Origin of the sequence: Lacticaseibacillus zeae DSM 20178 = KCTC 3804 (genome assembly GCF_000260435.1) — a bacterium.
In the GTDB taxonomy this organism is placed as follows: Bacteria; Bacillota; Bacilli; order Lactobacillales; family Lactobacillaceae; genus Lacticaseibacillus; species Lacticaseibacillus zeae.
On the sequence record NZ_BACQ01000035.1, the window covers coordinates 1 to 1,751 of the forward strand.

General features: G+C 45.6%; 2 protein-coding genes. Both read right to left on the minus strand.

Annotation, left to right across the window (positions count from 1 at the left end; translation table 11 throughout):
• The coding region (locus GSO_RS07660; RefSeq protein WP_010490782.1) for a YhgE/Pip domain-containing protein at nucleotides 1-1,098 on the minus strand (1,098 nt) is incomplete at its 3' end.
• A gap of 7 nt (nucleotides 1,099-1,105) precedes the next feature.
• Entirely contained in the window at nucleotides 1,106-1,675 is a 570-nt protein-coding gene (locus GSO_RS07665) for a TetR/AcrR family transcriptional regulator (RefSeq protein ID WP_010490785.1), read from the minus strand.
• Nucleotides 1,676-1,751 lie beyond the last annotated feature (76 nt).

Consider the following 1,751-nt stretch of genomic DNA (forward strand, 5'->3'; position numbering starts at 1 on the left):
GGTCCCGTTAGCCAGTTGGCCTGATTCGGTTTGCAGGGTTCCCAGTCCACTCGTTACCTGATTAGAGCCGGTTGCTAACTGACCGACACCAGAGCTAAGGGTTCCGGTTTTGGATTGTAAGGTTCCCAGCCCACTCGTTACCTGATTAGAGCCAGTTGCTAGTTGACCGACACCAGAGCTAAGGGTTCCTGTTTTCGACTGCAAGGTTCCCAATCCACTCGTCACTTGATTGGATCCGGATGCTAACTGACCGACGCCGGAGCTAAGGGTTCCGGTTTTGGATTGTAAGGTTCCCAAGCCATTGGTGACCTGGTTTGACCCGTTGGCTAATTGGCCCACACCACTAGCTAATTGGCTTGTGCTGCCATTGAGGGTTTGCAAGCCGCTTGCGACTTGATTAGCGCCGCTTGCGAGTTGGGGAATCTGTGAAGACATCGGCGAGACTTTAACCTTCATGGTCTGAACCCCGTCATTGACCTGTGAAACGGCAACGGTGTACTGATCAATCCCATCGTCAAGCTTGACTTGGCCTTCGTCGATTTGCGTGGCAGCACTAGCGGCGGTTTTCATGCCTTTGCCAATGGTTTTGATTTGATCAAAAACCGCACTGGCGTAAGCATTGGTCACATTTGCCCGAATCTCGCTGTTTAAGGCATTCAGACCGATTCCTGAGATGACTTGACCGATGTAATTTAGCGAATCATTGGTTTGATATTTAAGATCCATTTTTCGGGGATGCTCGTCCAGAATGGTGGCGGCATTTTTCGAAAAATCTTTAGGTAGGGTAATGACCGTGTAATACTTGTTGGCCTTCATTCCCTTATCAGCTTGGGCTTTAGAAACAAAATGCCAGCCAAGTTGTTTATTATTCTTAAGTTTATTGACCGTCTGCTCACCAACGTTAAGTTTTTTACCTTGGTAAGTAACCGGCTGATCTAAGTTCACCACGGCTACGGGTAGATTCTGTGTATCACCATAAGGGTCCCAAACAGACTTTAAGAAGAAAATGCTGTAAAGAAAAGGAATTAAGATGATGACAAGCACCGAAACTAAGATCAATTTATTTTTGCCGATGAACTTAAATTCATCTTTGATCATAAGCACGTTACCCCTTTATTTCGTTTAGATACATGTCCAGCAGAGATTCAAAAGATGTGCCGCGGCTGGCTTTGTTGTCGGGTAAAAATCCCATGACTTCCAAAACGGTAAAGCCAAGCACACTGCTAATGAAATCCTGGACAAAACTTTCTTTTGCCATTTGCTTCAGCTCCGTGTGCGCAATCAGACGCTTCAGCAAGTTAATGACGTCGCCGGTGCCTTGCACAAATGGACTGCTTTCTGGAAATTGATGGACAAAATAAATAATTTCATCTAACGACTGTTGACGTTCAAAATAGCGATGAGCGACTTCTGCAAAAGCACGGATCGCCTCTTTGCCTGAGATACCGCTGACGTTCTCAATCAACTCTTGGTAAAGGTTATGCATAAATTCGGTCCCCAACGCTTCAATGACTGCCGGTAGATTCGGAAAGTAGTTATATAGCGACTGAGAACGGATATTCAGTTCCTTGGCCAGCGTCTGAAAAGTCAAGTCCCGAATACCATCTTGGGCGACCATCGTTCTAGCAGCATCTAAAACAATTTCCCGGTTTAAAATCCGATGTTTGGTTGTCATGCAAGCCTCCTTAAAGCTAATCTATATTCCAAAGTACGAATATACGCCTACCGATTGAAGCATGCAATCTACAAAA